The sequence below is a fragment of the Flavobacterium sp. UM26 genome, assembly GCF_057922445.1.
In genome coordinates this window covers 26,091-48,636 of sequence record NZ_JBVHCY010000006.1, presented here as the reverse complement: position 1 = coordinate 48,636, position 22,546 = coordinate 26,091, and the positions used below count along the sequence as shown (strand labels likewise).

General features: G+C 35.0%; 18 protein-coding genes and 3 tRNA genes. 9 read left to right on the top strand and 12 right to left on the bottom strand.

Annotation, left to right across the window (positions count from 1 at the left end):
- Nucleotides 1-40 precede the first annotated feature (40 nt).
- Nucleotides 41-601, bottom strand: coding sequence for an L-threonylcarbamoyladenylate synthase (locus tag ACZ1AQ_RS08565; RefSeq protein ID WP_489632504.1), 561 nt, complete (start codon nt 599-601; stop codon nt 41-43).
- Nucleotides 602-868: 267 nt separating this feature from the next.
- On the opposite strand from ACZ1AQ_RS08565, the gene ACZ1AQ_RS08560 reads away from it, so the two are divergent.
- The gene (locus ACZ1AQ_RS08560; protein ID WP_489632503.1) at nt 869-1,564 is read left to right on the top strand and encodes a TapB family protein; all 696 of its coding nucleotides are present in this window, start codon (nt 869-871) and stop codon (nt 1,562-1,564) included.
- A 46-nt stretch (nt 1,565-1,610) separates the two neighbouring features.
- Here ACZ1AQ_RS08560 and ACZ1AQ_RS08555 read toward each other — a convergent pair whose 3' ends face one another.
- Entirely contained in the window at nt 1,611-3,176 is a 1,566-nt protein-coding gene (locus tag ACZ1AQ_RS08555) for a protein adenylyltransferase SelO (protein WP_489632502.1), read from the bottom strand.
- Between the two features lie 275 nt (nt 3,177-3,451).
- Between ACZ1AQ_RS08555 and ACZ1AQ_RS08550 the strand changes: the two genes are divergently transcribed.
- Both ACZ1AQ_RS08550 and ACZ1AQ_RS08545 read left to right on the top strand, forming a co-directional pair.
- Nucleotides 3,452-5,965, top strand: a complete 2,514-nt coding sequence (locus ACZ1AQ_RS08550; protein ID WP_489632501.1) for a mechanosensitive ion channel family protein — start codon at nt 3,452-3,454, stop codon at nt 5,963-5,965.
- Between the two features lie 102 nt (nt 5,966-6,067).
- Nucleotides 6,068-6,709: a hypothetical protein gene (locus tag ACZ1AQ_RS08545; protein ID WP_489632500.1), complete on the top strand. Its 642-nt coding sequence runs from the start codon at nt 6,068-6,070 to the stop codon at nt 6,707-6,709.
- 64 nt (nt 6,710-6,773) lie between these two features.
- Here the strand turns inward: ACZ1AQ_RS08545 and ACZ1AQ_RS08540 are convergent, their stop codons facing one another.
- The 5 genes from ACZ1AQ_RS08540 to ACZ1AQ_RS08520 all read right to left on the bottom strand — a co-directional run bounded on the left by ACZ1AQ_RS08540 (nt 6,774) and on the right by ACZ1AQ_RS08520 (nt 12,377).
- The gene (locus ACZ1AQ_RS08540; protein WP_489632499.1) at nt 6,774-7,679 is read right to left on the bottom strand and encodes an N-acetylmuramoyl-L-alanine amidase; all 906 of its coding nucleotides are present in this window, start codon (nt 7,677-7,679) and stop codon (nt 6,774-6,776) included.
- 36 nt (nt 7,680-7,715) lie between these two features.
- Nucleotides 7,716-8,165, bottom strand: coding sequence for a hypothetical protein (locus ACZ1AQ_RS08535; protein ID WP_489632498.1), 450 nt, complete (start codon nt 8,163-8,165; stop codon nt 7,716-7,718).
- 31 nt (nt 8,166-8,196) lie between these two features.
- Nucleotides 8,197-9,510, bottom strand: a complete 1,314-nt coding sequence (gene rimO, locus ACZ1AQ_RS08530) for a 30S ribosomal protein S12 methylthiotransferase RimO (RefSeq protein WP_489632497.1) — start codon at nt 9,508-9,510, stop codon at nt 8,197-8,199.
- 316 nt (nt 9,511-9,826) lie between these two features.
- On the bottom strand, nt 9,827-11,329 hold the full coding sequence (locus tag ACZ1AQ_RS08525; RefSeq protein ID WP_489632496.1) for an OmpP1/FadL family transporter: 1,503 nt from the start codon (nt 11,327-11,329) through the stop codon (nt 9,827-9,829).
- Between the two features lie 43 nt (nt 11,330-11,372).
- Entirely contained in the window at nt 11,373-12,377 is a 1,005-nt protein-coding gene (locus ACZ1AQ_RS08520) for a hypothetical protein (RefSeq protein ID WP_489632495.1), read from the bottom strand.
- Nucleotides 12,378-12,480: 103 nt separating this feature from the next.
- Here ACZ1AQ_RS08520 and proS point away from each other — a divergent pair, with 103 nt between their 5' ends.
- From proS to rpsT, 5 genes are all read left to right on the top strand, one after another.
- Complete coding sequence (gene proS, locus ACZ1AQ_RS08515) at nt 12,481-13,959, top strand: proline--tRNA ligase (protein ID WP_489632494.1); 1,479 nt, start codon at nt 12,481-12,483, stop codon at nt 13,957-13,959.
- Nucleotides 13,960-14,037: 78 nt separating this feature from the next.
- Nucleotides 14,038-14,109 (top strand) — tRNA-Glu (locus tag ACZ1AQ_RS08510).
- Nucleotides 14,110-14,157: 48 nt separating this feature from the next.
- Nucleotides 14,158-14,229: transfer RNA gene (locus ACZ1AQ_RS08505), tRNA-Glu, on the top strand.
- 41 nt (nt 14,230-14,270) lie between these two features.
- A tRNA-Glu gene (locus ACZ1AQ_RS08500) sits at nt 14,271-14,342 on the top strand.
- A gap of 32 nt (nt 14,343-14,374) precedes the next feature.
- The gene (gene rpsT / locus ACZ1AQ_RS08495) at nt 14,375-14,626 is read left to right on the top strand and encodes a 30S ribosomal protein S20 (protein WP_064715194.1); all 252 of its coding nucleotides are present in this window, start codon (nt 14,375-14,377) and stop codon (nt 14,624-14,626) included.
- A gap of 58 nt (nt 14,627-14,684) precedes the next feature.
- Here rpsT and ACZ1AQ_RS08490 read toward each other — a convergent pair whose 3' ends face one another.
- On the bottom strand, nt 14,685-15,089 hold the full coding sequence (locus tag ACZ1AQ_RS08490; RefSeq protein WP_489632493.1) for a response regulator: 405 nt from the start codon (nt 15,087-15,089) through the stop codon (nt 14,685-14,687).
- 10 nt (nt 15,090-15,099) lie between these two features.
- Nucleotides 15,100-16,800: a PAS domain-containing sensor histidine kinase gene (locus ACZ1AQ_RS08485; RefSeq protein ID WP_489632492.1), complete on the bottom strand. Its 1,701-nt coding sequence runs from the start codon at nt 16,798-16,800 to the stop codon at nt 15,100-15,102.
- A 171-nt stretch (nt 16,801-16,971) separates the two neighbouring features.
- On the opposite strand from ACZ1AQ_RS08485, the gene typA reads away from it, so the two are divergent.
- Nucleotides 16,972-18,768, top strand: a complete 1,797-nt coding sequence (gene typA / locus ACZ1AQ_RS08480; RefSeq protein ID WP_489632491.1) for a translational GTPase TypA — start codon at nt 16,972-16,974, stop codon at nt 18,766-18,768.
- Between the two features lie 164 nt (nt 18,769-18,932).
- On the opposite strand, the gene ACZ1AQ_RS08475 is transcribed toward typA, so the two are convergent.
- From ACZ1AQ_RS08475 to ACZ1AQ_RS08465, 3 genes are read right to left on the bottom strand one after another with little or no spacing between them, the layout of a single operon-like run.
- A complete protein-coding gene (locus tag ACZ1AQ_RS08475) occupies nt 18,933-19,394 on the bottom strand; it encodes a DUF2141 domain-containing protein (RefSeq protein ID WP_489632490.1) in 462 nt (153 codons plus the stop codon).
- Nucleotides 19,387-21,519, bottom strand: a complete 2,133-nt coding sequence (locus ACZ1AQ_RS08470; RefSeq protein WP_489632489.1) for a GH92 family glycosyl hydrolase — start codon at nt 21,517-21,519, stop codon at nt 19,387-19,389. Before ACZ1AQ_RS08470 ends, ACZ1AQ_RS08475 begins: the two co-directional genes overlap by 8 nt.
- Nucleotides 21,519-22,439, bottom strand: a complete 921-nt coding sequence (locus ACZ1AQ_RS08465; protein ID WP_489632488.1) for an alpha/beta hydrolase — start codon at nt 22,437-22,439, stop codon at nt 21,519-21,521. The genes ACZ1AQ_RS08470 and ACZ1AQ_RS08465 overlap by 1 nt, the downstream gene beginning before the upstream one ends.
- Nucleotides 22,440-22,546: the final 107 nt, after the last annotated feature.

Below are 22,546 nucleotides of genomic sequence, written 5' to 3'. Positions count from 1 at the left end.
CTTCTTTCTCTAAAATCTGCGAATCTGCGGCAAAAAAAAATTATTTTCTTATGATTTTAACTTGAGAATCATTCGTCAATTTAATAATCGTAGAAGGTTTTCCTGCAATTTTTTCGTGCTGCAAATTTACAACATAGTCTACGCCTTTTATAATTTCTGGACTAATTTCTTTGAAAGAACTTGGTGTAGGTTGCCCAGAAATATTAGCAGAAGTAGAAACTAACGGTTTCTTCATTCGCTCCAATAACTTAAAGCAAAAAGGCTCTTTTACCAATCGAATTCCTAAGGATTGGTCTTCGGCAATAAGATTTGGAGCTACATTTCTTGGGTTATCTAGTATTAAAGTTGTTGGCTTTTCGGATAAATCTAGAATTTGCCAGGCTACTTCGGGAATTTCCTTGAATACGTTGTACATCATTTTTTCCCCATTCATAAGGCAAATCATACTTTTGCTTTCGGTTCTTTGTTTGAGTTGGTATATTTTGGCTACGGCTTCGGGATTCGTCGCATCGCAACCAATGCCCCAAACCGTATCCGTTGGATAAAGAATGATACCGCCGTTTTTTATAACCTCAAAAGCATTGATAATCTCTTGATTCATCTTTATTTTATTTTAATGATTTTGATTTTGTTCTATAAAATGCAAAACTATCCATTTGATTTTTGATAGCGTATAAAAAAGAGTTTTTTTTGACACCGCTTCATAATTATAATTTGATTTCAGGTTGTTAATAGTAATAAATGATTTTGAAATCATATGCTGGCTATGTTTTATGAGGTAATCGTGCTGTAAATATTTCTATTTTTTCAATTTTTTTTCTTTTGAAAAAGTTATATTTGCTTGTGTATCAACTTAAAAAGAAATAATATGAAACGAAAAGTATTGCATCAATTTGGTTTTTTAGTACTGGTTTTATTATACTCAACTACTTTGGTATTTGGACAAAAACCGTGTGACGGATATTTTGCTGCCCACAAAGGAGCTAAATATGAAATTACTGCCTATGATAAAAAAAATGAGGTAGAGGCAGTTTCTAGTTTTTTGGTAAAAGATGTTTCATCAGGCAAAGTTGTCATTCATCTTGTGACCAATTCCAAAGGAAAGGAAACTTTGAATACCGAGTACGATATCACTTGTGATGGTAAGGTAGCTATCATGGATCAGAAAAAGATTGTAAGCAATCAATTAAAATCTAATATGAAAGACCCCAACATTACAGTAGATGTTTCTGGTAAAGATGTTGAGTCACCGCTAGATTTAAGCGTAGGTCAGACATTACCAGATAGTGAAATTGATATTGCTGTAAAATCCTCAGCAATGAATATGAATATGTATTTTAAAACCTTGGATAGAAAGGTAGTTGGGCAAGAGAAAATAACCGTTCCTGCAGGTACTTTTGATTGTATGGTTATTACGGCCACAACAGATACTAAATTGCTTTTTGCCAAAAAAGGTACTACTAAGCAATGGGTTGCTAAAGGAGTAGGTATGGTAAAGCAAGAAACCTATGCTAAGAATGGCAAGATTGAGAAAACGGAGTTGTTGACCTCTTTCTCAAAGTAAAAAATGATTTTTTAATGAAAAAGGAAGCTGTAAAGCTTCCTTTTTTTTATGAACTGCAACTTAGCATAGAGCAACCAATCTTAACTCTTGCCCAATCGGGTCGTTTGGCGTACCACTTTTCATATTCGGGTTGTTCTTCGTAAGGTTTTTGTAAAAGTTCAAACAATTCTTTTAGTATAGAATAGTCCTCTTTTTCAGCGGCATCAATACACAATTGTGCCATGTAATTGCGAAGGACATATTTTGGGTTAACTTGATTCATAGCGGAACTTCTTTCTGCATCAGAGAATGTTTCTAGTTGAAGTCTGTTGCTATATTTAGTGAACCAATTGTGCCATTTCAGAGCAATGCTTTCATTACAATCATTAGCACTATAAAAGGCAAATTCAATTTTTGTTAAAGCAGTTTCTGGAGTATCATTTTTAAGAACTAAACTTAAGTTTCTAAAGAAAATAGTCATATCAGTCTCTATTTCTTGTAGCAAATCAATAAGTTCTTGAATTAAGTCGCGATCTTCTTTATCGTTTATTTGTAATCCCAATTTTGATTGCATCATTTCGAGATAGTTGGAGTCATACTCTTTGGTGTAAGCGTCCAAAATTGCCTCGAGAGGTTGGGTTTCTTCGATTAATGGGTACAATGCATTGGCGAGTTGATACAAATTCCATAAGCCAATCTGAGGTTGATTTTCAAATCGATATCTTTTGTGTTGATTGTCTGTTGTGTTTGGTGTCCAAGTAGGGTTGTAGTCTTCTAGCCAACCATAAGGGCCATAGTCAATAGTAATGCCATGAATTGACATATTGTCTGTATTCATAACTCCGTGAACAAAACCTACTCTTTGCCAGTGAAGAATCATCTCCAATGTGCTGTTAGAAACTTCTTTAAAAAATTGAATGTATTTTTCTTTTCCTGTGTCTTTTATGGATGGGAAGTAATGTTGAATGGTAAAATCAGCTAGTAATTTCAGATTCGTATGATCTTGTCTGGCGGCAAAAATTTCAAAATTTCCAAATCGAATAAAACTAGGAGCAACTCGGCATACGATGGCTCCTTTTTCATAAGCGGGGTTCCCATTGTACATAATGTCTCTAAGCACTTCGTCTCCAGTTAAAACCAATGAAAGTGATCGAGTGGTAGGTACTCCAAGATGATGCATAGCTTCTGCGCATAAGTATTCCCGAATGGAGGAACGTAAAACAGCTAATCCGTCTGCAGTTCGTGAATAGGGAGTTGGACCAGCACCTTTTAATTGTAGTGTAAAGTTTTTTTCTTTATGCTTGATTTCCATCAAATTAATGGCTCTTCCATCTCCTAATTGTCCTGCCCAATTCCCAAATTGATGCCCAGCATAACACATTGCAAAAGGTTGTGTGTTAGGATATATTTTTGTTCCTGAGAAAACAGCCAGGAAATCATCTTCCTTCAACGCATCATATTCTAATCCAATTTGTTTGGCAACTTCAAAACTAACGTGAATTAGTGATGAATTTGTGGGAACTTTTGGGGTCACATATGAAAAGCAAGCATTGTAAACTTGTCTCGGAACATTGTTCGTATCTGAGTCGGCAGGTAATTCTTTGGTAAAAAGATTGTTGAGATTGAGTGTCATTTTTTTGATAAAATAGCAGTATTCTATACATTTTACTCCATTGGGGAATACTAAATTTGTAAGTAAAAATAAATCAATCTGCTCTTACTTCTTGTTCTTTTTGATTTTTATTAACGAATGATGAAGTTAAAACCTTGGTAAGGGGTTAAAAATTAATTGGTTATAATTCTGTTTTTTTAACTATTTTTATGATAAGTTTTGTAGTTAATCTATGATTACTTACTAAAAAAATGTTTATAGCCCTTTTTTATTTGATCATTAATAATTCCTTTTTTATGAAAACTAGCCCAAAAAGAGTGTTAAGAGATTTTTTTGTTTTAAAAATTAAAGCCTACTGCACCGTATTCTTCTTTGCCATTACTTTGGCTTCTTTTGGTCAGGCTAAACAAACGGTCAATAAGGATACTTTGGTAAAAGAAAACAAGCAGTTAGATTCGTTAATGCAAAAATTGAACGAAGCGAGTTTGAAAGAAAACAAAACAAACTATGAGTTTAATGTGTTGACAAATAGGCAGAATGCTAGTTTTAATTTACTCAATGAGGAAATTCAGAAAGCAAATACAATACTCAAAGAAGGTATCGATTATAAAGGCTTTACCAAAGAACTTGAATTATTAATTGAATGGAAGGAGAAATCGGTAAAAGGTATCGTAAAGGATGTTGGTAAAATGCAAACAGTGAGGGATTTAACAACAACTTCTCTTTTGTTGAAAGAATTACTAAAAAGAACTGATTTTCAGTTGAATAAAATCTCTTTAAATAACACCTCTTTAAGCGGAATACAGCGAAGAATGGATTCTTTGGCAACCGATAAGATTTTTTACCAAATCCCAACTCAAGAAACTGCCAAAAAAAATTACTTTCAACGCATGGTGTTGATGGCTAAGGATTTAAATAATGCCAATACCAACCTAAAAAATGCTATTGATAGTATTCAAAAGTTAGAGGTTAATGGGAAAATGTTCAAATTTAGTTTGGAGTCTGACTTAGCTGTTGTAAATAATGCCAGAAAGAAATTGAGTGAAAAAGTAAACTCAATGTCGCCAGATATTGACACCTCAAAAGAAAAGGGATTTTCATTTGTAGAGAATTTTGTACATTCTTTTACAAAAGGATACCTGTTGTTTGTTTTTTATTTTGCAAATCAAACGGGGATTTTATCCTTGTTACTACTCTTTATAATTGGGCTCACACTTTATTTAAGAGTGATTAGAAGCAAATACAAAAAAGCAGATTTATATGAGGACTTAAAATACCCAGGACACGTTTTGAATTATCCTTTGGCGGCCTCAATATTGATTATGACTTCTATTTTTCAATTTTTCTTACCGTCTCCGCCATTTGTCTTTAGTGCCTTTTTGTGGATTATTGGTGGATTTGCATTAACGCTTATTTTGTACAAATCCGTAAGTAAATATTGGTTTATAATTTGGGTTGTGTTTTTTGTGCTCAATAATTTGGCTTTTCAAGATAATTTATTGCTGCTTTACACTGTTTCGGTGTCTAGATTCGTTTTGTTTTTAAGTATAATAGGTCTTGCTTTAGGTCTTTATGTGTTTTGGAATAGAAAGAAAAAGGACAAAGAAATTCATGAAAAAAGTTTCGCTATTGCTCTTTTAGTGTTTATGATTTTTGAATGTTGTGCGATGATTTTATCATTAGCCAATTGTTATAATTTGTCCAAAATATTTATGACCAATGGGTATTTTACCATTTTAATCGCTTATCAATTAATTTGGGCTTTTGGTTTAAGTTTAGATATTTTAAACTTTTCAAAATACTTGACGCAATCTGAGGAAGAAGCATTATTGGCTGAACAAAAAGAAGAAGAGAATTTTAAAGTACCCTCTTTTATTTATGTTTTATTTGCGATAGCTTGGTATGTGCTAATAAGTAGAAATTCCTATACTTTTCAAAATTTTATAGAGCCTATCTCTGAGGCATTTTATGAAGAAAAACAATTTGGTGAATTTAAGTTTTCATTCAATGCGATATTCTTGTTTTTCTTTATTTTGTTTATGTCGGGCCTAAGTGCCAAAATTGTTTCGTTTTTAACCACTGAGAGTAAAGGAGCCAATGGCGGAACACCAAAATCAGGTTTAGGGAGTTGGTTACTGTTGATACGTATAGCCATAATTACTGTTGGTGTTTTAATCGCATTTATATCAGTGGGAATACCTATGGATAAAATTGCGTTGATGATTAGTGCGTTGAGTGTGGGTATTGGTTTTGGTTTGCAAAATGTAATTAACAACTTAGTTAGCGGATTAATTATTGCCTTCGAAAAACCCATTAATTTGGATGATATAGTTGAGGTAGGAGGGCAAACGGGTAAGATGAAATCAATCGGAATTCGTAGCAGTGTTATTACTACTTGGGATGGAGCAGATGTAATCATCCCAAATGGCGATTTGTTGAGTCAACATTTGGTGAATTGGACTATGGGTAGTAATCGTCGTAGATTTGAGATTGATTTGGGCGTGGCGTATGGCTCAGATTTGAATGAAGTAAAAACTATTTTGATAGAGGTGTTAATGCAACACGAATTGGTATTGAAAAATCCAGCTCCTATGGTTTGGGTGACAAAATTCAACGATAGTTCTATAGATTTTGCTATAAAGTATTGGGTGCCTCATTTTAATTTTGGGAATGACGTTCGCAATGACCTTATTATAGCCATCGATGTAGCATTTAAAGCAAATGGAATCGAAATACCATTTCCACAGCAAGATTTACATATTCGTTCCAATGTTTCTGCTAACAATGATGAAAATTTGGATAAGGAATAATTCTAGTTTTTCACAAAAGACTTCTTTTAGTAAAAGGTATAATTGTTGATTATTAATAAGAGCAATATAGAATTTTAGTAACCAATTTAAAATTAAGACGAAATGAAAAAAGCAATCGTAACTTTATCATTAATAGCTCTTTTTGGTTTGACTTCTTGTAAAAAAGAAGCTAAACAAGAAGAAATGCCAATTGATTCTACCACATTAGTTGTAGATACAGTTAAAACGGAAGCAATGGTAGATCCAGACCCAACAGATACCATTCCAGCTGGAAGTTATGGAATTAATTCTTCTAATTTGAAAACAGCCGATTTGATTCGTTTAACTTTGAAAGACTTGTACAAAGATGATTTGGCAAAGAATTTTATCGATGACAATAGTAAAAAGTTTATTTTCTTTGAATATGATTTAAACGAAGATGGAAAAAAAGAGATCCTAGTTGGATTAACTGGAGGTTATTTTTGTGGTACTGGAGGATGTACTCAACTGCTGTTGGATGATCAAGGAAATGTAATTACGCAATTCTCGGTATCAGGTAATCCGGTTGTAATCGATACGAATAAAACCAACGGATGGAAGGACTTGTTTATATACAGTGGAAGTAAATACCGTATTGTAAAGTTTAACGGAAAGACTTACCCATCTAATCCATCAATATTGCCAGAACTAAAAGTTACACCTGGGGACGGTTTACCAAGAGCATTAGATTTTGAACATGAACCTTATGCTTGGTTTAAGTTTTAAGTAATAAAAAAGGCTTTTTGAATACTATCAAAAAGCCTTTTTTAATTCAATTTATTCTACTTAATTATAGTTGCTTTTTATAAATAGCATAAATAACATTTAGCGTTTTTTGATCTAAGACTGAGTCAATTTCTGTTTTGATATAATGCAATTTAAAAGCTTTAATAGCGGCATTCAGGTTTTTTGTATCATATCCAATTATTCGCAAAGCCATTTCAGCATTGAAATCTGTAGGGGCGGTTTCTATTTGTGCATCTGGCCAAAGACCAAAACCTTTTTCAGCCAATAATTGCCACGGAAACAAAGCACTAGGGTCTACTTTTCTGGTTGGAGCAATATCAGAGTGTCCTATGAAATTTTGAGTAGGAATGTTATAGTCCTTTTTTAGTTTTGCTAAAAGGGCCAATAAGCTATTAATTTGTGCCTCTGAAAACGGCTCTGAGCCGTTATTATCAAGTTCAATTCCTATAGAAGTAGAATTAATATCACTATTTTTTCCCCAAATTCCATTGCCAGCATGCCAACCTCTCAAATAGTCGTTTAGCATTTGAACTACTTTTCCATCTTCGGCGATTACATAGTGGGCACTCACTTTTGTACTTGCTAAGGTGAATGTTTTTAAAGTTTGTTTTAAGGAATCCTGAGCTGTATGATGTATGATTACAAAATTAGGCTTTCTTAAGTTGAAGTTTACGGTACCAATCCATTCTGTTTTGATGTTTTCAAGTGCTGTTGGATTGAATTTAGAAATAGAATCCTTCAACGTGTTGATTTGTTTGGTGTACAATGTATCTAGAGAGGTACTGGTGGTTTCTACTTTTTTTAGCAGAATAGCCTCTTTTTCAGCTAGTTTTTGCTGTAAGATTTTTAATTGCTGTTCGTATACTTTATTACTTTCCTTGTAAGGATTAGTTCCGCATGAACTAATAAGCAAACCCAAAGAGATGCTAAGTATAAGTTGTCTAAACATCGTTAATTGATTAGTTGGTTGATGATTGGCTAGTTTCTATTTCTTTTTCTTCTTTTTGAATCCTCCAGCAATAATTTTTTTGTAAAGGTCTTTTTGGTCTGGATTCAATAATTCCAGAATTTTACGATCTGTATTTTCAGAGATTACCTTAATATCTTCGCTTTTACTTTCGTTAGAGCTTTCTTTTTTTAGTATAACACCTTGGGCATTTAAACTTTCAATTAATAAATTTTTGATAGCAATTTCTTGTAATGCATCCAGATTAAGGTCTGCTTTTAGGCTCTCCATTACTCTTGTGGCGGTTTCTTCGTTAGATGGTGGTTTAGGAGCGCTTTGAGTTGGGCCTGAACCCATTCCCATTTGATTCATTCTACCATTGTATCCCCCATATCCATTGTTGCCGTATCCATTGTTAAATTGAGCCCAATTGGTTTGAGTGAAAAATAATGTAAACCCTAAAAACAATAAATATTGAAATTTTTGCATCGTAAACTATTTATAAATTCAAATATACTAATTAAACGGGTTCTCCGTATAAATCAAATTCAGTTGCATCAGTAATTTTGATCATGACAAAATCGCCAGTTTTTACATAATGTTTTGAAGCATCAATTAATACTTCATTGTCTACATCTGGACTATCAAATTCGGTTCTACCAATAAAGTGTGCTCCTTCTTTGCGGTCAATAACACATTTGAACGTTTTACCTACTTTTTCTTGGTTCAAATCCCATGAAATTTGTGATTGTAGTTCCATTAATTCATTAACACGAGCTTGTTTTACCTCGTCAGGAACATTGTCTTCTAGTAAATAAGCGTGTGTGTTTTCTTCGTGCGAATAAGCAAAACAACCCATTCTGTCAAATTTCATTTCTTGAACAAAATCTTTCAACGTCTCAAAATCTTCTTGAGTTTCTCCAGGATAACCAACGATTAAAGTTGTGCGAACAGCAATACCTGGAACAGCCGCTCTGAAATCTTTCAATAATTGAGTAGTTTTTGCTTGAGTTGTTCCTCGACGCATCGATTTCAAAATGCTATCCGAAATGTGTTGCAACGGAATATCAATGTAGTTGCATATTTTTGGTTCACGCTTCATAATTTCCAATACGTCCATCGGGAATCCAGTAGGAAATGCATAATGCAAACGAATCCATTCAATGCCTTCCACTTTTACCAATGCTTCTAGTAAATCACCAAGCGCACGTTTTTTATACAAATCAAGACCATAATAGGTAAGGTCTTGAGCAATCAAAATCAATTCTTTTACGCCATCTTTGGCTAAACCTTCTGCTTCTTTAACCAATTTTTCAATGGTTTGCGAAACATTTTTTCCTCTCATTAATGGTATTGCACAAAAACTACAAGGGCGATCACAACCTTCAGAAATCTTTAAGTAAGCATAGTTTTTCGGAGTTGTTGTCAAACGCTCGCCCAATAATTCGTGCTTGTAGTCAGCACCCAAAGCCTTCAATAAGCCAGGTAATTCAGTGGTGCCAAAGTATTGGTCTACATTCGGAATTTCTTTTTCTAAATCCGGACGATATCTTTCAGAAAGGCAACCTGTTACGAAAACTTTATCAACTAATCCTTTTTCTTTTTTATCTGCATATTCCAAAATCATGTTAACCGATTCTGCTTTGGCATTATCAATAAAACCACAAGTGTTGATTACAATGATATTACCCTCATCTTCCGCTTTTGCTTCATGCGTAACTTCCTTTCCACTGGCGCGAAGTTGTCCCATCAAGACTTCACTATCGTACACATTTTTTGAACACCCTAAAGTGATAACATTAATTTTGTTCTTTTTTGATGACTTTGTTCTCATAATATTAATTCCCCTTCTTCTAGGAATTGGCAAAATTACGCTTTTTTTTCTTCAGAAAAAGTATTTATTACGTACGACATCCCAATACGCTTTGGTTTTTGACTAAAGTTTTGAATTGAATTAGGAGCGGAAACATGGAGGCTTTCTTGTAGTTAATGACCCGTCATTCGCTATATCTTTGCCTTTTGAAAGAAAAAGGCAAAGGATGCCGCTTCTACCGGGGCTATAAGGAAGATAAGGCTTTTTTGTTGTCATTTACAAGAAGACTCGATATAGTACAGCAAAAAAAAAGAAGCCAAACTTGGCTTCTTTTTTTTTACAATTCAAACAGCACCGTCAGAGACACATTGTTGTTAATAGCGTCTATACTTGCTGCATTCGTAAGTCCCGTGCTAAAAAAGCCTTGTTGGTAATTGCGTTTAGCATAAGAATAAGCCAAGTCAACTCGAGTTGCGCCAAAATTGTATCCCAAACCTCCAGAATAGCCAGTTAAGTCTCCAATAGTGGTTTTGTTTTTATAAGGGCTTTGTTCCATTCGGTAGCCACCCCTCAAACTCAATGCTTTAATTTTATATTCTGCACCAATTCGTAACTCGCCTGAATTATCAAGAGTTGCATTCATTTCGGCGTTCAATCTTCTGTAGTAATCGTCATTGGTAGGTCTGAATTTCACATTTGAATAATCTTTAATAGAGTAATCAATGCTTATTAACCCTTTTTTGCCAAATACATAAGCCGCACTTCCGGTAAATTTACTAGGAGTTTGTAATCGATAGGGTGCATAATAATTAGTAACCCGTGGGTCAATCACATCGGCAGGTAATTCTCCAGAAGTGTTGCTCCTAACAGAGCTTAATCGTTGTGTCAATTCATCACTCAAATTCATCCACGTTGGTGATTCATATGCTGCGCCTAATCGTAATCCATCTGTAATTTTTGCAATAGCGCCAATTTGAAAAGAAAATCCCGTTCCGTTCGTGTACAAATCATTACTAAAACGCATTCTGTTAATTCGGTCTACATTTGTTAAGGTATTATCATTGTCTTCATAAAATCTAGACGATTGCGTAAAATTAGAAAAATGCGAATTAAGGTTAATGCCTATGTAAAGTCTGTCTTTATAGGAAGAAGAAAAGTTAAAAGATAATTTACCATTGAATCCATTAGAATAAATACCGTTTTCTTGGTAGTAATTGCCACCTTCTCGAACATTTGAACTGTAAGCAGTGTTGGTAGATGAATTCGAAACAGGGTTGATTATGTATCCTTGATAGCCCAAGAAAGCTTGTTGTTCAGCATTATTTAACTCTGGGTAATTTCCGTTTTCAAGTATGTCCAACGGAATTCCATTAGCATAACTCAAAAAATAGTTAGCGATAGAATTTGTTGGATTTACTCCTGCAGAAAATTTAGCATTGTCAAAATTATTGGTATTTTCATAGTTAACTGCAAAGGCTATTTTGCTCCATTTGGCATTTTTATCATGGTTTTTAAATACAAAAACACCTCCTGCTTGATTCAAATCAAAAGAATTTTCACTATCACTAGTTTGGGTTCCAAAATAGTTGGAATTATTTTTAGTGCTATAATTGCTTATAGTTAGTCCTAATTGGTTGTTGTTAAACACAGCAGAACCTGCAGGATTCACATTAATAGAAGATAAATCACCACCCAATGCTCCAAAAGCTCCGCTCATAGATCGGTATCTAGCAGTACCGTTGAGATTATCTACAGAATATCGTAGCGCATCAGATATATCTTGCGCATTTGCTGATGTAAACATAAAAGCAAAAGCAAGTAGTAAAAAGGAATTCTTCATGTTGATTAAGTTAGTTGATTGAATAATTGTAAAAAGGGAGTTGTTATCCTCTTCCGCCTCTTCCGCCTCCACTAGAAGATCTTGATCCGCCACCGCCTCCAGAAGAACGCATGCTTCCGCCAGAGGAACTTGGCGAATAAGAGCGACTAGGAGTATAACTATTACTTCTTGATCTTGAAGAGTTATTATAATTTGAGTTGTAATTGCTACTTTCTCTACTGGTTCTTGTGGTTGTGTATGACGAATTGTTCGAGTTAGAGCTATTGTTTCTTCTATTGAAAGAATTGCTAGAACTGTAATCAGTATTCGAATTTCTTCTATTAAAAGAATTGTTAGAGCTATAGTCAGTATTCGAATTTCTTCTAAAATCAGTACTGCTTCTTCTGTTGAAGTTAGTTATATTTTGGCTATTACGGCTGTTGTAGGTTCTGTTTACGTAGTTGCCATTAGAGTAGTATCCAGAGCCTCTTCTGCTTGTGTTATATACGTAATTGTTATATCGGTAACTTGGGTATCCCCAGTAACCTCCTGGATATCCCCACCAGCCTCCAGGGTAACCCCAACCCCAGCCAACATTCCAGCCCCAGCCAGTGTTCCAGCCCCAGCCAGTATTCCAACCCCATCCGCCATTCCATCCCCAAGGGTTGTTCCATCCCCAACCCCATCCAGCGCCATACCAGTTATTCCAACCGTTGTCGATGATATTTATAGTGGTGCTTTGTGGATTGCTTCCCCAACTTGCATAGCCAGTTTTTGGAGCTTGAATGCTGTCATTGATGTCTGTGTAATTATTATAACTTTCAACATCAGTAAAAATATCACTAGAAGCGTTGTCGTTTTGAAGTGAATTAAAATATTCTTGGTATTGATTGCCAGAGGTGTTTTGGGATTCATTATAAATGATTCTTGAAGAATTTGAACCATATACACCATCGGTTTCGTAGTATGAACTATTTTGATAGGAACCACACGAAGTGATAATTAAACTTAAAAATCCAATAAAAGTAAATTGGCTTATATTTTTTGAGGAAAAAACAGTGGTTTTCATAATTCTATGGGATTTTTTATTGTTGAACAATACAAAAATAGTTAGTTTTGCCTAACTAATACGTTAAAAAAAATAAAACAAAATTTGTGCCAAACTATTTGATATGAGCAAGAACCTTACTACAAGAGAAGAAGATTATTCTAAATGGTATAATGAGCTAGTTGTAAAAGCTGATTTAGCCGAGAATTCAGGTGTTAGAGGCTGTATGGTAATCAAGCCGTACGGATATGCTATCTGGGAAAAAATGCAAGCCGAGTTGGATCGTATGTTTAAAGAAACGGGACATCAAAATGCATATTTCCCTTTGTTTGTGCCCAAAAGTATGTTTGAAGCTGAAGAGAAAAACGCAGAAGGTTTTGCTAAAGAATGTGCGATAGTAACTCATTATAGATTAAAGAACGATCCTGATAAGTCAGGAAAGTTGATGGTAGATCCTAATGCTAAGTTAGAAGAAGAGTTAATTGTACGTCCAACTAGTGAGGCGATTATTTGGTCGACTTATAGAGGATGGGTACAGTCGTATAGAGATTTACCATTGTTGATTAATCAATGGGCGAATGTGGTAAGATGGGAGATGAGGACGCGTTTGTTTTTGAGGACTGCTGAGTTTTTGTGGCAAGAAGGTCATACAGCTCATGCAACGAAAAAAGAGGCAATTGAAGAGTCCGAAAAAATGATGAATGTATATGCTGATTTTGTTCAAAATTTCATGGCGATTCCAGTTATAAAAGGATTGAAAACAGAAACAGAGCGATTTGCTGGTGCAGAAGAAACATATTGTATTGAAGCTTTGATGCAAGACGGAAAAGCATTGCAGGCAGGAACCTCTCATTTCTTGGGGCAAAATTTTGCGAAAGCATTTGATGTGAAGTTTGCCAATGCAGAAGGGAAACAGGAATATGTTTGGGGAACTTCTTGGGGGGTTTCGACTCGATTGATGGGGGCTTTGGTTATGACACACTCTGATGATAAAGGATTGGTTTTGCCTCCTAATTTGGCGCCAATTCAAGTTGTAATTGTACCTATATATAAGTCAGAAGAACAATTGCAAGCTATTTCTACTGCCGTAGCTAATGTTTCAGCTGCTTTACGCAAGCTTAATATTAGTGTTAAGTACGATGATAGAACCACGCAGAAACCAGGGTTTAAATTTGCAGAGTGGGAATTAAAGGGTGTTCCTGTTCGAATTGCAGTTGGTCCAAAAGATTTAGAAAATGGAACTTTTGAAGTGGCACGACGAGATAATTTGTCTAAAGAAGTTGTGGCGGCTGATGGAATCGAAAATTATATTGCTACATTACTTTCTCAAATTCAAACCGATTTGTTTAATAGTGCACTATCTTACAGAGAGCATCATATTACAGAAGTAAATAGTTTTGAGGAATTTAAGTCTGTTTTGGAAGGTAAAGGAGGGTTTATTTCTGCCCATTGGGACGGTACTGCCGCTACCGAAGAAAAGATAAAAGAATTAACAAAAGCAACCATAAGATGTATTCCTTTGGATAGGATAGAGGAGTCTGGAAGCTGCGTGTTTACAGGGAATCCTTCTGTGGGGAGAGTGCTTTTTGCTAAGGCATATTAAAAAAAATAAATTTTTTTTGCATCAGCTATTGCGCTTCTCAAAAATAGTTGTATTTTTGCATCCGCAATACAGAAGCAGGGTCCGTTCGTCTATCGGTTAGGACGCCAGGTTTTCATCCTGGTAAGGGGGGTTCGATTCCCCCACGGACTACAAATTTGTTTTGAGGTTTAAAGTTTTTCCTGGACTAATCAGGATAATGGTCCGTTCGTCTATCGGTTAGGACGCCAGGTTTTCATCCTGGTAAGGGGGGTTCGATTCCCCCACGGACTACGAACTTTTATTGAATTGATTCCCGTACTTAGAAGAATATTGGTCCGTTCGTCTAGGGGTTAGGACGCCAAGATTTCGTCTTGGTAACAGGGGTTCGATTCCCTTACGGACTACAGAAAAATAATAAAGATAAAAAAATAATACAATGGCAAATCATAAGTCAGCTCTAAAGAGAATTAGAAGTAACGAAAAGAAAAGAGTGTTAAATAGATACCAACACAAAACTACTCGTAATGCTATCAAAGCGTTGAGAATTGCTACGGATAAAGCTGACGCAACAGCTAAATTGTCTGCTGTTATTTCTATGATTGATAAGTTAGCTAAGAAAAATATTATCCATGATAATAAAGCTTCTAACTTAAAATCTAAGTTAACTAAACATGTTGCTAAATTGTAGTACAATATAAAATAGAAAAAAAAGAAACTCCTTCTAGGAGTTTTTTTTATGTCTTGTTTTATCTGAATTTTTCTTTGAGATAATCTAGCATTCCTACAGTTATAGGCTTTGGAAGGAAATCTGCTACTACGCTATAAGTTTTGGCTTTTGCTAAATCTTGGGGATCAATGGTGGAGGATAGGATAATTACTTTAACTGTGTTGAATTCTTGATATTTTTCACTAGTAAAGACGTCTAAGAATTTCCATCCTCCCATAACAGGCATGTTTAAATCAAGAAATATTAACTGTGGTTTAGATATTAGCTCTGTTGGGTTTTCTTTAAAATTATCATACACACGTAATGCTTCTTCGCCATTTAAAGCCGTGACAACTTCCTTTGCAAATGCAGTTTTTGAGATGATTTTTTTACTTATCATCAATGAAATTGGGTCGTCATCAATACAAAAAATGGTGTTGTACATTTTTTAGTTATTAAAAGGTTAGCGTGAATTGTGTGCCTTTGTTTACTTCACTTGTTACAGTGATACTTCCGCCCAACGATTCAATTTGTGATTTCACCAAATAAAGTCCTAATCCTTTGCTGTCAGGGTAATCATGAAAGCGCTGGTAGAGTCCGAATATATGATCGGAATTTCTTTGTAAGTCTATTCCAATTCCATTGTCTTTGAATTTTACAACGGTTTTATTATTTACTTTTTTTGTTGAAATCGATATTTTTAACTTTTTATTTTCTGATTTATATTTAATTGAATTGGTTAATAGGTTCATTAATATACTCTCAAGATACGCTTTATTTGTATAGATTGTATCTGTTGATTCAAAATTTAGTTTCAGTATGGGTTTGGATTGTTCAATTTGAAAGTGGAGTTGACTGAAAACATGCTCTAGTACCTCGTTGATTGAAACTGTTTCTTTTTGTATAGAAATCTGATCTTTGATGACTATAATTTTTACTAAATCATTGATGGTTTCATTTAAAAGATGTGTTGATTTTTTGAAGCCATTTATGATTTCTAGTAATTCGGAGTCTGTTATGTTGATATCCTCGATAAGGTTTAGGAGGCCAATTAAATTTGATAATGGTGCTCTCAAATTATGTGAGGTGATATAGGAGAATTGTTTTAAGTCTTTGTTGTTTTGGGTTAATTCTCGAATAAGTTGTTCTTTTTCTTTTTCTTGTTTTCTTTCTTCGGTTACATCTTTTTGAATCGAAATCCAGTGTGAAAGCTGATTGTCTGCATTGTAAATTGGAATCATTGAAAAACGTACCCAATATTCCTCTTTGTTCTTTTTTCGTGTCAATGTTTCAATTTGACATTCTCTTTTTTCTTCGATGGCTTTGCTAAATTTTTCGTATTCGTCTAGGTCAGGATCTTCTGTGTTAAATGGATTAAATGGTTTTGTTAAGACTTTTTTTGATTTGTAACCTGTCATGTTACAAAATGCGTCATTTACATAAATTATATTAGGTAATGGCGAGTTGTCGGAGTCTGATTTTGTAATTACTACAGCATCCTTTGTTTGGGTTACTACCGTTTCAAGTAATTTTAGATTTTGCTCTTCTTCCTTTTGCTTGGTAATATCTTGAATAGCTCCAATCATTCTGTAGGCTCTCCCTTTTTTGTCTTTTAAAAGAAAACCTCTGTCAAGGACATATTTATAGGTGTTGTCAGCGCATCTAAAACGGTATTGATCTTGCCATTTTTCGGACTTCTGTTCTATAAACGAATATAATTTAATCGACATTTTAATACTGTCTTCAGGATGAATTTTGTCAAACCACCAAGCCGAGTTGTTGCCTACTTGATCCTCGGTATATCCAAAAATGGTTTCAATTCCTTTGTTCCAAGTTATGGCGTCTTCTTGTATTTTCCAATCCCAAATGGTGTCGCTAGTGGCTTTTGATACAATATCATATTTTTCGTTGGATTCTTTTATTTCGTTGGTGTTGGATTTTATTTTTTCTAAAATCCTATTATTTCGTTTGTCGTTTTTTGATAAGATGTATCGAAATAATAAACCTACAAATAAGATAAAAATAACATCTTTTATAAGATTATAATAATAGGGGTTTTCAAAGTGAAGTTTGTTTGAAAATTTATGCCAAAGAATGGCCATAAATATGGAGAAAAGAATGAAAATGCTAATTATTTGGTTGGTTTTACTTTTCATTACTCAAATATATATAATTTATTTGTTAGAATTTTAAATTTCTGTTATAAAACTTTGTTCAGAAATAACGATAGATTATGAACTGCTTGTTATTCATTGTTTTAGGAAACCGTGTTGGAAAGTTTTTTATATGAAAATAAAGTGTACCTTTGCACCCACAAAAAATCACAGATGGAATCTATTAGAAACATTGCAATTATTGCCCACGTCGATCACGGTAAAACCACTTTGGTTGATAAAATTATGTATCACTGTCAATTATTTCGTGAAAACGAAAATACAGGTGATTTAATTCTTGATAACAACGACTTAGAGCGTGAAAGAGGGATTACTATTACATCAAAAAACGTATCAGTTGAATACAAAGGAACTAAAATCAATATTATTGATACTCCTGGTCACGCGGATTTTGGTGGAGAAGTAGAGCGTGTATTGAATATGGCGGATGGTGTTTGTTTGCTAGTAGATGCATTTGAAGGACCAATGCCTCAAACTCGTTTCGTATTGCAAAAAGCAATCGATTTGGGATTAAAACCTTGTGTGGTAATCAATAAAGTTGACAAAGAAAACTGTACTCCAGAAGAAGTGCACGAAAAAGTATTCGACTTGATGTTTGAATTGGGAGCGCAAGAATGGCAATTAGACTTCCCAACTGTTTATGGTTCTGCTAAAAACAACTGGATGTCTGAGGATTGGAAAGTTCAAACTCAAAATATCGAGCCTTTGTTGGATATGGTAATTGAGAATGTTCCTGCTCCTAAAGTATCAGAAGGAACACCACAAATGTTGATTACTTCTTTAGATTTCTCTTCTTTCACTGGTCGTATTGCAATTGGTCGTTTAGAAAGAGGGGTTTTAACAGAAGGTATGCCAATTTCTTTGGTAAAACGTGACGGAAAGATTTTAAAATCAAGAATCAAAGAACTACATACTTTTGAAGGTCTTGGACGTAAAAAAGTAGCTCAAGTGGTTGCTGGTGATATCTGTGCTATTGTTGGTGTAGAAGGTTTCGAAATTGGAGATACCATTGCTGATTTTGAAAATCCAGAAGCGTTACAAACTATCGCAATTGATGAGCCAACTATGAGTATGTTGTTTACCATCAATGATTCGCCATTCTTTGGTAAAGAAGGAAAATTTGTAACGTCAAGACACATTCGTGAGCGTTTGACTAAAGAGTTAGAGAAAAACCTTGCCATGCGTGTGGCTGAGACGGACTCTGCTGATAAATTCATGGTATTTGGTCGTGGTGTATTGCACTTGTCGGTACTTATTGAAACCATGAGAAGAGAAGGATACGAATTACAAATTGGTCAACCACAAGTAATCATCAAAGAAATTGATGGGGTAAAATGTGAGCCTATTGAGGAATTAACCATCGATTTACCTGAGAATCTTTCAGGTAGAGCGGTTGAGTTTGTATCTGTTCGTAAAGGAGAAATGTTATCTATGGAAGGTAAAGGTGATCGTATGGTGGTGAAATTCAACATTCCATCAAGAGGGATCATCGGATTACGTAACCAATTGTTGACAGCAACTGCGGGTGAGGCTATCATGGCACACCGTTTTATTGGATATGAGCCATACAAAGGTGAAATTCCTGGACGTAACAACGGTTCGTTGATTTCTATGGAAAACGGAAAAGCAATTCCTTATTCTATCGATAAATTACAAGATCGTGGTAAATTCTTTGTGGATCCAAACGAAGACATCTACGAAGGTCAAGTAATTGGAGAGAATTCTCGTAGTGATGATATGACGGTAAACGTTACTAAAACTAAAAAATTGACCAACGTGCGTTCTTCTGGAGCTGATGATAAAGCTAGAATTGTTCCTGCAATCAAATTTTCATTAGAAGAAGCATTAGAATACATTCAAAAAGATGAGTATGTTGAAGTAACGCCAAAATCATTGCGTTTACGTAAAATATACCTTAACGAAAATGACAGAAAACGATTCAAAATCTAATTTAGTTTGAGGTCAAAATACAAATCCCAAATTCCAAAGTAAATGGAGTTTGGGATTTTTTTATGGTGTTTCCCGCCAGAAAAAGCCGGGTCGGGCTATCCGCTATATCTTTTTGGGGCTAGAAAAAAGCCCCAAAAAGGATGCCGCTGCTATCCCTAACACAATTATAACTTATCATTCATTTTTATTGTAATTTTCGTGTCAGCCATAAGAGAAAACTTGGCATCCTCATATTTTGGTGGTCCCATAAAGCCTTTCGCATTATTGGAACAAGCTACCGCTTCTTTTGGCATTCCGATAAAGTTTTTGTCCAATTTTCCATTGTTGTTTTCGTCGTGATATACCATAACCGTGTATTCGGATTTGGGTAAATCATTAAAAACAACAGTTCCCGAATTGGATTTTATAGTTGCCGAAGTGGTTTTAAAAGCACTTTTTAAAAACTTTCCTTTCGAGTTGTAGACTTCGGCGGTAAGTTTTCCGGTGTTGTTTTTTATTCCAGTGACAGTAATAGTAAGGCTTGTGTTTTGAGAAAAAGCCATGCTACATATTAAAAAAAATAGGCTAAGGAATCGATACATCGTGATGGTTTGGATAGATGGGTTATTGAAGTCTTTTTTATTCAAAAGTTAAGGTTCCTCCGTTCATTATTTGTGAATAAGTAATAGAGGTAGTCAGGCTATTATTTTTATTTAAAGTCGTTTTGTAATTGGTGTTTCTAGAAGATTCGATACTTAGTTTCTTGTTGTCTTTTAAATGCAAAGTAGCTTTTTTTACTTGGGGCATCCCGAAAACAAAATCACCAGTAGCCGGATTTACTGGATAAAACCCTAACGTGGTAAAAATATACCAAGCGCTCATTTGTCCACAATCGTCATTGCCTGTTATGCCATCGGGCGTATTGTTGTAAAACTGATTGTAAATCTGAGTGATTAATTTTTTCCCTTTTTCGGGTTCATTAGAATAGGCATATAAATACGAAATATGATGGCTTGGTTCGTTGCCGTGAGCATATTGACCAATCATGCCTTCTTGTCCAAGGTGTTTATTGTCTTTTTCTCCATTAAGAGTAAAAAAAGTATTCAACTGTTGGGTAAATTGTTCTTTGCCTCCTAATAATTGGGTAAGACCAGCCACATCATGTTGAGTAGAAGCCCATGAGTACTGCCAAGCATTAGCCTCGGTATAATCACCTGGGTTGTTCATAGGGGAAGTCGGTTTCAAAGGTTCAAATGGCGTTCTCCATTGGCCTTTGGTATTTTTGCCTCGCATCAAGCCTGTGTTTTTATCAAATAGGTTTTTATAGTAGGAGGCTCTTTTGTAATAGGTTTCGGCTACCGTTTTGTTGCCTAATTTTTCGGCTAATACTGCCACACAGTAATCGTCATAACCACTTTCTAATGTACGTGAAACGGCTTCATTATCTATTTTATCAAAGGGATAATAGCCATATTTGTTATACAAATCCCAATCATTATTCAAATGATTTTCGGTAGTGGTTTCAATCATGGCTTGCAAAGCTTCATTGGCATCAAATCCTTTGAATCCTTTGTTGTATGCATCGGTTATTATTGGAATGGCATGATTCCCAATCATGCAATTGTTTTCTTGTCCCCAAACGGTCCAAATAGGTAAATAACCAGCAGCTTTATGATGCAAAAGCATAGTGTTCACAAAACCATTTACGCGTTCTGGCACTAAAATAGTATATAAAGGATTGGCGGCTCGATAGGTGTCCCACAACGAGAGGGTAGAGTAGTATTCGCCATTTGGAGCTTTTGCAATTTTATCGTCGGCACCTCTGTATTGGCCATCCACATCAGCAATGTTGGCGGGTTGTGTAAACAAATGATACAAAGAAGTATAAAATATTTGCTTTTGTTTTAGAGGCGCTTCGATTTCAATTTTGGACAAATACTCGTTCCATTTTGCTTTGGCATTAGCCACTGTTTTATCAAAATCCCAATGCGATACTTCTGTTTCTAAATTGTTTTTGGCTCCTTCTATACTTACAGTCGAAAAGGCAATTTTGGCTTGTAATGTTTTGTTTTTTAGCTTAAAATCAAGAATATATCGAGGCGCTTTTTCTTTTGGTTTTTTGGGTAACTCAGTTGTATTTACAAATGGGGTATCAAAAGTAAGTGTGAAAAAGTATTTTCGCTCCACCCAGTTTTTGTTATGACAATACCCCGAAATAGTGTTGTTGTTTTCAATGCTAACTTTACTATCTAAGACCAAAGAATCGGTCAAAAAGCGCAACCCGTGTTGAATATCAACTAATAATTTAGCTTTGTTAGTTGGGTAGACAAACTGATTAAAAGCCACACGTTCAGTAGCAGTAAGGTTGACTTTTATACTATCGTTTAAGGTGACAGTATAAAAACCTGGGCTAGCTTTTTCCGTTTTTTTATTATAAGTCGTTTTGAAATTTTCGGTTTTAATATCTACAAAAGGAAGCAATAGAACGTCCCCTAAATCATTAATTCCCGTGCCGCTCAAATGAGTTTGGGAAAACCCTAGAATTTCAGGATTCTTGTATTGATAGCCTGAGGTGTAATCCCAACCAATATCTACATTGTCTGGGCTTGGCTGTACCATTCCAAAAGGCAAACAAGCACCAGGGAAAGTGTGACCAGTTCCATCGGTACCAATGAAAGGGTTGACAAATTGTGTAAAATCAGGTGTTTGTTCTTTTTTGGAGCACCCGATAAATAAGCCGACAGAAAACAGAATGAGTGCTATCTTTTTCATTAGTCATTTTTTAAAAGAAACAATAGAGGAATGTCCAATCGCTTTGCCCAAGCTACTTCCGAATGGTTTTCTCCGGGGAAGAATTTGGTTTCCCAATTTTTGTTGGTATATCCTTTGGCTTTCATTACAACATCTACTTTTTGTTGTAGTGCTGGATACAAAGCATCCAAAGTTTGGTCGCCATAATCAAAATAGATTTTATGCGTTTTTGGATGGGGTAAATTGTTTTTTAAGTATTGAACAAAAGCCTCAGGAATGGGATTGTTTTCAACCGTAAAGATTCCGGGCCAATGGGTAGACAAACAAGCCGCACCACCAAAGACTTTGGGATATTCACAAATCGCATACATCGAAATCAATCCCCCCATACTGGAACCAGCAATAAAGGTGTTCTTTTGATCTTTTTTTGTGGCGAATGTTCGGTCAATAAATGGTTTTAACTCGGTCACCAAAAACTTCAAATACAAATCAGAATACGGTTGGAAGGCTTCTTTGGTTCTGCCCGCTTTTTGTAATTGCGCAGTTACACTATCTTTTTGAATAGCATTTAGGCTTTCAAAAGGCTTTTGAGGAAAATATTCCGGATGGCGTTTTGGACCATTATTCCAAATGCCTACGACTATAAATTTTTGAGTTTTTCCTTCGGCAATTAATTTCCCAGCTACTTCGTCAATTTCCCAAGCCTGTTTGTTCCAAGTGCTTTGGGCATCATATAAAGCTTGGCCGTCATGCATATACAAAACGGCATACTTTTCTTTCTCAGAATATCCATCGGGTAACCAAACATCTACATTTCGAGCATCAATGAGTTGTGATTTGAAGTTTTCAAAACGTTGTACTTTGCCCGAAGTTACTTGCACTTGTGCCACCGAGTGGTGAATAAAAATGATAGAAAATAGTAGTATTAAATTGAATTTCATTTGTTTATGTTTAGTGTTTTTTCAATTTCCTACGAGGTTTTTTATGAACTCATAGGTATTTAGAAACATACCTACAAGGTTTGGAAAACCTTGCAGGAAATCAAAAA

Coding starts and splice junctions, on each gene's coding strand:
- rpsT (WP_064715194.1), top strand. CDS start 14,375: ATGGCAAATCATAAGTCAGCTCTAAAGAGAATTAGAAGTAACGAAAAG.
- ACZ1AQ_RS08490 (WP_489632493.1), bottom strand. CDS start 15,089: ATGTACAACACCATTTTTTGTATTGATGACGACCCAATTTCATTGATG.
- ACZ1AQ_RS08470 (WP_489632489.1), bottom strand. CDS start 21,519: ATGAAAAAGATAGCACTCATTCTGTTTTCTGTCGGCTTATTTATCGGG.
- rimO (WP_489632497.1), bottom strand. CDS start 9,510: ATGAGAACAAAGTCATCAAAAAAGAACAAAATTAATGTTATCACTTTA.
- ACZ1AQ_RS08545 (WP_489632500.1), top strand. CDS start 6,068: ATGAAAAAAGCAATCGTAACTTTATCATTAATAGCTCTTTTTGGTTTG.
- ACZ1AQ_RS08560 (WP_489632503.1), top strand. CDS start 869: ATGAAACGAAAAGTATTGCATCAATTTGGTTTTTTAGTACTGGTTTTA.
- ACZ1AQ_RS08525 (WP_489632496.1), bottom strand. CDS start 11,329: ATGAAGAATTCCTTTTTACTACTTGCTTTTGCTTTTATGTTTACATCA.
- ACZ1AQ_RS08555 (WP_489632502.1), bottom strand. CDS start 3,176: ATGACACTCAATCTCAACAATCTTTTTACCAAAGAATTACCTGCCGAC.
- ACZ1AQ_RS08465 (WP_489632488.1), bottom strand. CDS start 22,439: ATGAAATTCAATTTAATACTACTATTTTCTATCATTTTTATTCACCAC.
- ACZ1AQ_RS08535 (WP_489632498.1), bottom strand. CDS start 8,165: ATGCAAAAATTTCAATATTTATTGTTTTTAGGGTTTACATTATTTTTC.
- proS (WP_489632494.1), top strand. CDS start 12,481: ATGAGCAAGAACCTTACTACAAGAGAAGAAGATTATTCTAAATGGTAT.
- ACZ1AQ_RS08565 (WP_489632504.1), bottom strand. CDS start 601: ATGAATCAAGAGATTATCAATGCTTTTGAGGTTATAAAAAACGGCGGT.
- ACZ1AQ_RS08520 (WP_489632495.1), bottom strand. CDS start 12,377: ATGAAAACCACTGTTTTTTCCTCAAAAAATATAAGCCAATTTACTTTT.
- ACZ1AQ_RS08540 (WP_489632499.1), bottom strand. CDS start 7,679: ATGTTTAGACAACTTATACTTAGCATCTCTTTGGGTTTGCTTATTAGT.
- typA (WP_489632491.1), top strand. CDS start 16,972: ATGGAATCTATTAGAAACATTGCAATTATTGCCCACGTCGATCACGGT.
- ACZ1AQ_RS08550 (WP_489632501.1), top strand. CDS start 3,452: ATGAAAACTAGCCCAAAAAGAGTGTTAAGAGATTTTTTTGTTTTAAAA.
- ACZ1AQ_RS08485 (WP_489632492.1), bottom strand. CDS start 16,800: ATGAAAAGTAAAACCAACCAAATAATTAGCATTTTCATTCTTTTCTCC.